The following is a 587-nucleotide window of genomic DNA, read 5'->3' on the forward strand; positions in this document are numbered from 1 at the left end:
GTGATGGCCAAACCTAAAAAAAGCGGGCATTCCGCATCTCGTCAAAATTACATGGCTCAACTGATTTGTGAGCGATTAACTGAAACACCAGCCGAATCATTTACTAACACAGCCATGCAACGAGGTACGGAATTAGAGCCAATTGCAAGGGAGATGTACACACTCAACCAATTTGATGCAACAATAAAAGAAGTAGGATTTATCCCCCACCCTTCAATCGAAAATGCTGGAGCCAGTCCCGACGGACTAGTAAATGATGACGGGTTAATCGAAATAAAATGCCCGAACACTTGGACACATTTGGAATTCATCCAGTCACTGAAACCAAAACGTGAATACATATTACAAATGCAATGGCAAATGATGTGTACTGGCCGCAAATGGTGTGATTTTGTGAGTTATGACGACAGATTGCCTGACAATCTAAGTTTTAAATGTGTGCGAATTTATTATGACGAAAATTTAGCTCAAGAAGTCGAAATGGAAGTTATTAAATTTCTACAAGAACTTGATGAGCGTATTAAACAAATAGAAGCAGTTTAGTCAGTCACTAGAACGGCTTTTTAATATTAACAGGAGACCAAAAT

The 587-nt window shown here is 39.0% G+C and carries 1 protein-coding gene; it reads left to right on the forward strand.

Features of this window, described 5'->3' with window-relative positions:
* Positions 1–543, forward strand: a 543-nt coding sequence (locus tag J3U74_RS12455) for a lambda exonuclease family protein (protein WP_267328857.1), incomplete at its 5' end; no start/stop codon positions are given.
* Positions 544–587: the final 44 nt, after the last annotated feature.

Source organism: Gilliamella sp. B3892, from assembly GCF_026536305.1.
Taxonomy (GTDB): Bacteria; Pseudomonadota; Gammaproteobacteria; order Enterobacterales; family Orbaceae; genus Gilliamella.